Source organism: Paenibacillus sp. SEL1 (assembly GCF_054602535.1).
The window spans coordinates 600,851-607,500 of record NZ_CM137723.1; the positions used below are offsets into that span (position 1 = coordinate 600,851).

At 49.5% G+C, this 6,650-nt stretch carries 4 protein-coding genes, 11 tRNA genes and 2 rRNA genes (1 of these 17 cut by a window edge); all 17 read right to left on the reverse strand.

From position 1 onward, the window contains the following. Window positions 1-30: 30 nt before the first annotated feature. Complete coding sequence (gene ruvB / locus ACYCSE_RS02675; RefSeq protein WP_459701263.1) at window positions 31-1,038, reverse strand: Holliday junction branch migration DNA helicase RuvB; 1,008 nt, start codon at window positions 1,036-1,038, stop codon at window positions 31-33. Between the two features lie 50 nt (window positions 1,039-1,088). After that, complete coding sequence (gene ruvA, locus ACYCSE_RS02680) at window positions 1,089-1,703, reverse strand: Holliday junction branch migration protein RuvA (RefSeq protein WP_061829382.1); 615 nt, start codon at window positions 1,701-1,703, stop codon at window positions 1,089-1,091. Then, window positions 1,700-2,203, reverse strand: a complete 504-nt coding sequence (gene ruvC / locus ACYCSE_RS02685; RefSeq protein ID WP_013311580.1) for a crossover junction endodeoxyribonuclease RuvC — start codon at window positions 2,201-2,203, stop codon at window positions 1,700-1,702. Before ruvC ends, ruvA begins: the two co-directional genes overlap by 4 nt. A 227-nt stretch (window positions 2,204-2,430) precedes the next feature. Beyond that, a complete protein-coding gene (locus ACYCSE_RS02690) occupies window positions 2,431-3,135 on the reverse strand; it encodes a BofC C-terminal domain-containing protein (RefSeq protein WP_459701266.1) in 705 nt (234 codons plus the stop codon). 113 nt (window positions 3,136-3,248) lie between these two features. After that, a tRNA-Pro gene (locus ACYCSE_RS02695) sits at window positions 3,249-3,322 on the reverse strand. Window positions 3,323-3,329: 7 nt separating this feature from the next. Continuing rightward, a tRNA-Leu gene (locus tag ACYCSE_RS02700) sits at window positions 3,330-3,409 on the reverse strand. A gap of 12 nt (window positions 3,410-3,421) precedes the next feature. Beyond that, window positions 3,422-3,498, reverse strand: a tRNA-Arg gene (locus tag ACYCSE_RS02705). A 5-nt stretch (window positions 3,499-3,503) separates the two neighbouring features. Beyond that, window positions 3,504-3,578: transfer RNA gene (locus ACYCSE_RS02710), tRNA-Gly, on the reverse strand. 35 nt (window positions 3,579-3,613) lie between these two features. Further along, window positions 3,614-3,689, reverse strand: a tRNA-Lys gene (locus ACYCSE_RS02715). 28 nt (window positions 3,690-3,717) lie between these two features. Continuing rightward, window positions 3,718-3,794 (reverse strand) — tRNA-Asp (locus tag ACYCSE_RS02720). A 26-nt stretch (window positions 3,795-3,820) separates the two neighbouring features. After that, a tRNA-Met gene (locus ACYCSE_RS02725) sits at window positions 3,821-3,897 on the reverse strand. Between the two features lie 29 nt (window positions 3,898-3,926). Beyond that, window positions 3,927-4,002: transfer RNA gene (locus ACYCSE_RS02730), tRNA-Val, on the reverse strand. 10 nt (window positions 4,003-4,012) lie between these two features. Further along, window positions 4,013-4,084: transfer RNA gene (locus ACYCSE_RS02735), tRNA-Glu, on the reverse strand. A gap of 17 nt (window positions 4,085-4,101) precedes the next feature. Next, window positions 4,102-4,193, reverse strand: a tRNA-Ser gene (locus ACYCSE_RS02740). Between the two features lie 3 nt (window positions 4,194-4,196). Further along, window positions 4,197-4,272: transfer RNA gene (locus ACYCSE_RS02745), tRNA-Asn, on the reverse strand. A gap of 19 nt (window positions 4,273-4,291) precedes the next feature. Further along, window positions 4,292-4,408 (reverse strand): 5S ribosomal RNA (gene rrf, locus ACYCSE_RS02750). Between the two features lie 150 nt (window positions 4,409-4,558). Next, window positions 4,559-6,650 (reverse strand): 23S ribosomal RNA (locus ACYCSE_RS02755) (it continues 837 nt past the right edge of the window).

A 6,650-nucleotide genomic window follows, 5' to 3' on the forward strand; every position in this document is an offset into this window, starting at 1 on the left:
ATTTTTTGAAAAGTGCATCATGTTTCCTACTCACCGTGGATCCGTTGGCATCGGGATTCCAAGGTGGCCATATGCCGCCGGAGTCACTGTTCGTCCCCGAGGTGTTCTTTGTAAAAGGCCAATTTGTAACAAATAGGGCTCGTACACATCCTCAATTGTCTGGCTCTCCTCACCAATGGTTGCAGCAATGGTATCCAATCCTACAGGCCCGCCCCGGAATGAATGAATCATGGCCTTAAGCATTTTATGATCAATTTCATCCAGCCCGAGTGGATCTATTTGAAGTCTCTTTAGCGCCTCTGCAGCCAACTCAGAATGAATAATACCGTCTCCCGCAACCTGGGCAAAATCACGCACCCTTTTTAACAGTCGGTTAGCAATACGCGGGGTCCCCCGTGAACGCAATGCGATTTCCTCCGCCGCATCCCCAACAATCTCAATCTCCATAATATCCGCATTCCTGGACACGATGTAAGCCAGCTCGCCTGTCGTATAAAACTCTAATCGACTAATAACACCAAACCGGTCACGCAATGGCGCAGAGAGCAGCCCAGCGCGCGTAGTGGCCCCTATAAGGGTAAAGGGTGGCAAATCCAGACGAACCGAACGTGCACTCGGGCCTTTGCCAATCATAATGTCCAGCGCAAAATCCTCCATCGCCGGATACATGACTTCTTCCACCGTACGATGAAGGCGATGAATCTCATCAATGAACAAAACATCACCCTCTTGAAGATTGGTCAGCAATGCTGCCAAATCTCCCGGTCTTTCAATTGCAGGACCTGAAGTCGTACGCAAATTAACCCCCAACTCATTGGCGATAATGTTAGCAAGAGTTGTTTTACCCAACCCAGGCGGCCCGTACAACAGTACATGGTCCAACGCTTCTTTACGCATTTTGGCCGCTTCAATATATACTTTCAGATTTTCCTTAACCTGATTTTGCCCGATATATTCATTTAGATAACGGGGGCGAAGGCTTAGCTCCGCCGTCTGGTCTTCCATCATCAAATTGGCGGAAATAATCCGGTCATCCATGTTCCATCGCTCCTCTTTTCACCAGACATTTGTTAACGGACATCATCGTCCTATCCGGCAAACAACAGTTGCAAAGCCCGCTTCATCAAAATATCGGCAGATTCATCAGGTTTCGCATCTTTCTTCATTCTGCTCCATACCTTATCCAACTCAGCATCCGTGTAACCGAGCGCCTTGAGCGCCTCACGGGCCTCGCCCCAATATGAACCTTCGCCTTCTTCTACGACAGGCTCAGCAAACAATCCGGTTGCCATCCCCAACGAGCCAATACCGTCCAGCTTGTCTTTCAAATCCAGAATCATACGTTGTGCCGTCTTTTTACCGATCCCCGGTAACTTGGTGAGAAATGTGATATTCTCCTGATAAATCGCCGTTACCACATGAGCAGGCGTACCGCCTCCTAAAATACCAAGCGCAACACGCGGCCCAATACCAGATACATCAATCAGTTTACGGAAAAGCTGCTGCTCCTCACGGGTCGCAAAACCGAACAGTAAAATAGCATCTTCTCTTACATGATGGTGAATGTAAATAACCACTGGACCTTCAGTTTTGGCGAACGCGTAAGGATTCGGACAAAATACCCTATACCCTACACCCTGCACATCTAAAACAACATATTCATTTTCCAAATGGGCCACAGAACCACGCAAGAAATCTATCATTTTCGCAATACCTCATTTAATTTTGAATTTAGTCCATAGGAATGCGCATGACAAATAGCCACCGCCAAAGCATCCGCTACATCGTCCGGTTTGGGCACAACTTGAAGCTTTAGGAACATTCTAACCATTTCTTGTACCTGTTTCTTCTCAGCCTTACCATACCCTACAATAGCCTGCTTTACCTGCATCGGCGTGTATTCACCTATAGGCAAATTACGTTGTTTTGCAGCTAGTACCAGCACCCCACGTGCCTGACTTACAGACATAGCGGTTGTAACGTTGCGATTAAAAAAGAGCTTTTCCAGTGCTACCGCATCAGGCTTATATTTATCTATTAATTGCAACATGCCTTCATACACATGAAGCAGCCTTTCTTCCTCCGGTGTATGAGCCTCAGTCTGGATACAGCCATACTGCACAGGAACCACCTTGCTGCCAATCTTGTCTACAAATCCGAAGCCCACAATGGCAATACCCGGATCAATTCCTAAAAAACGCAAAAAAATCTCTCCCCTATCGCTCAAACATGGCGTACCTAACCAAAAGCCAGCGTTATTCTGAATATAATCATGGCCAAATACCATATAAAGCGAACATATGTGTCGTTCTTTTCATTATAACAAAACTTTGTATCTAATAGAGGAAAAAATTTAAACAGAGTAAAAACATAAAAAGAGACGCTTCAAGCCTCACCACATGGGCAATGCCTAACGTCTCGTAGTTGTAATCAATAGTGCTGCTTTAATACCCTTTGTGTTCGCTCCAGGGCAAAGTCACTAAAAGTGGAGATTACACTGTTATACTCATTTATATCCTGTACACGTATTCCCTGCTGAAGTTGTTTATATACCCCTTCTGGCAAGGCCGTCTCCATGGAACCCACATCCAATTGAAAAAAAGTGCGGATAACTTTTTCCTTTTTAGGTAGCCCTTCATACAGTGTAAGCTGCCCGTCAGTGCTTAACCCCATGTATCCATGCTCTTTGCATGACTCTGACAAGTCTTCCACCCTGCGCTCCAGCCACATCTCTCCTTTGGTATTAAGTCGTCCCTTCCAATCGGGATGTTGCTTCAGTAAGGTCTCTAGCTGCTGTGAACTTAGCGTTCCCAAGGAAAGTGTTTCCGTACCACACACGTAGGTGGTTAACAGACGGGTCTTCCTGCTTATACCGGAAGCACGAAGACTTTGCAATAGTTGCATCTGTGAGGAGTGATCTCCAGTTGGACTCAGATGTGAAGCCTCCTCCAAGCTCTCCTCTGCCATGACGGTAGTAGCGAGTGGCTGTGACAACATAGCCTGCAAATAATTCGAAAACAGAATACCCAACCCTGCCAGCAAACAAGCCGCACCAAAAATGCTACATGCCCACACTGTTCTTCTCCACTGCTTCCAGCGCCGTTTCATCTGTTTTTTCCAACTTAATCGCTTCACAGTAATCCCTTCCGTCCCACTTTTTGTGTTAGTGTGACCTGAGGATTACTGATTTATACAAAAAGATATGAATATAAAAAAAAGCCGCTGCTTCCAGCGACTTTCCTTTTGAATCGGGATGACACGATTTGAACATGCGACCCCCTGGTCCCAAACCAGGTGCTCTACCAAGCTGAGCTACATCCCGAAATACATGCCGGTGAGAGGACTCGAACCTCCACGGTTTCCCTCACGATTTTGAGTCGCGCGCGTCTGCCAATTCCGCCACACCGGCTTATGAAGTTAATGGCGCGCCCTGAGAGATTCGAACTCCCGGCCTTTTGATTCGTAGTCAAACGCTCTATCCAGCTGAGCTAAGGGCGCAAATATGGAGCGGACGACGGGAATCGAACCCGCGACCCTCGCCTTGGCAAGGCGATGCTCTACCGCTGAGCCACGTCCGCAATATCATTATATCCATGACATATAAGTTCATGAATGGTGAGCCATGAAGGACTCGAACCTTCGACACCCTGATTAAAAGTCAGGTGCTCTACCAACTGAGCTAATGGCTCCCAACAGGGTAATATAACTTTGTAAAAATGGCGGAACTGACGGGATTCGAACCCGCGATCTCCTGCGTGACAGGCAGGCATGTTAGGCCTCTACACCACAGTTCCATAGCAGTTTACATTCAAAAGTTAATTGGTTGCGGGGGCAGGATTTGAACCTGCGACCTTCGGGTTATGAGCCCGACGAGCTACCGAACTGCTCCACCCCGCGATAATATTAGGTACTGCTTTTTAAATAAATGGTGGAGGCTGAGGGGCTCGAACCCCCGACCCTCTGCTTGTAAGGCAGATGCTCTCCCAGCTGAGCTAAGCCTCCATACTACTTATGACCCGTAGGGGATTCGAACCCCTGTTACCTCCGTGAAAGGGAGGTGTCTTAACCCCTTGACCAACGGGCCATACAATAAAATAATTATGGCGGAGAGAGAGGGATTCGAACCCTCGAGACGCTTTTGGCGCCTACACGATTTCCAATCGTGCTCCTTCGGCCAACTCGGACACCTCTCCATATGGCTCCCCGAACAGGACTCGAACCTGTGACAACTCGATTAACAGTCGAGTGCTCTACCAACTGAGCTATCAGGGAATATTAATCATAAAGCTCTGCTTGGCGACGTCCTACTCTCCCAGGACCCTGCGGTCCAAGTACCATCGGCGCTGGAGGGCTTAACGGTCGTGTTCGGGATGGGTACGTGTGGAACCCCTCCGCTATCGCCACCAAACATGAATTTACATCGTAAATTCTACCGTACGGTTATTCAGTTCATCACTTATCGTGTGAATGAATAGCCATGCGCTTGTTGTATGTATTTCTACACACCTTCAAGGTTACACCCTGAAAACTGGATCCGAAACTTATTTGCGTTTTATCTTAGGATAAGCCCTCGACCGATTAGTATTGGTCAGCTCCATGCATTACTGCACTTCCACCCCCAACCTATCTACCTCGTCGTCTTCAAGGGGTCTTACATACTGGGAAATCTCATCTTGAGGGGGGCTTCACGCTTAGATGCTTTCAGCGCTTATCCCTTCCGTACATAGCTACCCAGCGGTGCTCCTGGCGGAACAACTGGTACACCAGCGGTACGTCCATCCCGGTCCTCTCGTACTAAGGACAGCTCCTCTCAAATTTCCTACGCCCACGACAGATAGGGACCGAACTGTCTCACGACGTTCTGAACCCAGCTCGCGTACCGCTTTAATGGGCGAACAGCCCAACCCTTGGGACCTACTTCAGCCCCAGGATGCGATGAGCCGACATCGAGGTGCCAAACCTCCCCGTCGATGTGGACTCTTGGGGGAGATAAGCCTGTTATCCCCAGGGTAGCTTTTATCCGTTGAGCGATGGCCCTTCCATGCGGTACCACCGGATCACTAAGCCCGACTTTCGTCCCTGCTCGACTTGTAGGTCTCGCAGTCAAGCTCCCTTCTGCCTTTGCACTCTTCGAATGATTTCCAACCATTCTGAGGGAACCTTGGGGCGCCTCCGTTACTCTTTAGGAGGCGACCGCCCCAGTCAAACTGCCCACCTGACACTGTCCTCGCACCGGTTTACGGTACCAAGTTAGAACCTAGATACGATCAGGGTGGTATCCCAAGGATGCCTCCCTTCAAGCTGGCGCTCAAAGTTCTACGGCTCCCACCTATCCTGTACAGATCGTACCCAAATTCAATATCAAGCTGCAGTAAAGCTCCATGGGGTCTTTCCGTCTTGTCGCGGGTAACCTGCATCTTCACAGGTATTAAAATTTCACCGGATCTCTCGTTGAGACAGCGCCCAAGTCGTTACGCCATTCGTGCGGGTCAGAATTTACCTGACAAGGAATTTCGCTACCTTAGGACCGTTATAGTTACGGCCGCCGTTTACTGGGGCTTCGGTTCATAGCTTCGCCCCGAAGGGCTTACCACTCCCCTTAACCTTCCAGCACCGGGCAGGCGTCAGCCCGTATACTTCGCCTTGCGGCTTCGCACAGACCTGTGTTTTTGCTAAACAGTCGCTTGGGCCTTTTCACTGCGGCCCCCTCGGGCTATTCACCCTACCGAGGCACCCCTTCTCCCGAAGTTACGGGGTCATTTTGCCGAGTTCCTTAACGAGAGTTCTTCCGCGCGCCTTAGAATTCTCTTCTCGCCTACCTGTGTCGGTTTGCGGTACGGGCACCTTCTCCTGGCTAGAGGCTTTTCTTGGCAGTCTGAGATCATGACCTTCGCTACTATAATTTTCGCTCCCCATCACAGCCCAGCCTTACGATGTGCGGATTTGCCTACACATCAGCCTCACTGCTTAGACGGACATCCATCAGTCCGCGTCACTACCCTACTGCGTCACCCCATCGCTCATAACGGATTACGGTGGTACAGGAATTTCGACCTGTTGTCCTTCGACTACGCCTATCGGCCTCGCCTTAGGTCCCGACTTACCCTGAGCGGACGAACCTTCCTCAGGAACCCTTAGGCTTTCGGCGGATCTGATTCTCACAGATCTTTTCGTTACTCATACCGGCATTCTCACTTGAATGCAGTCCAGCGCTCCTTACGGTACACCTTCAACCCGCATTCAACGCTCCCCTACCCCTGATGCAAGCATCAAGCCATAGCTTCGGTGGTGTGTTTAGCCCCGTTACATTTTCGGCGCAGAGTCACTCGACCAGTGAGCTATTACGCACTCTTTCAATGGTGGCTGCTTCTAAGCCAACATCCTGGTTGTCTGTGCAACTCCACATCCTTTCCCACTTAACACACACTTGGGGACCTTAGCTGATGGTCTGGGCTGTTTCCCTTTCGACAATGGATCTTAGCACTCACTGTCTGACTCCCGGAACTAAATCGATGGCATTCGGAGTTTGACTGAGCTTGGTAACCCTTGCGGGCCCCGCACCCAATCAGTGCTCTACCTCCACGATTCTTCTTTCCGAGGCTAGCCCTAAAGCTATTTCGGGGAGAACCAGCTATCTCCGGGTTCGATTG

Excerpts from the sequence above, each read along its gene's own strand:
- ruvB (WP_459701263.1), bottom strand. The coding sequence starts at position 1,038 with ATGGATGACCGGATTATTTCCGCCAATTTGATGATGGAAGACCAGACG.
- ruvA (WP_061829382.1), bottom strand. The coding sequence starts at position 1,703 with ATGATAGATTTCTTGCGTGGTTCTGTGGCCCATTTGGAAAATGAATAT.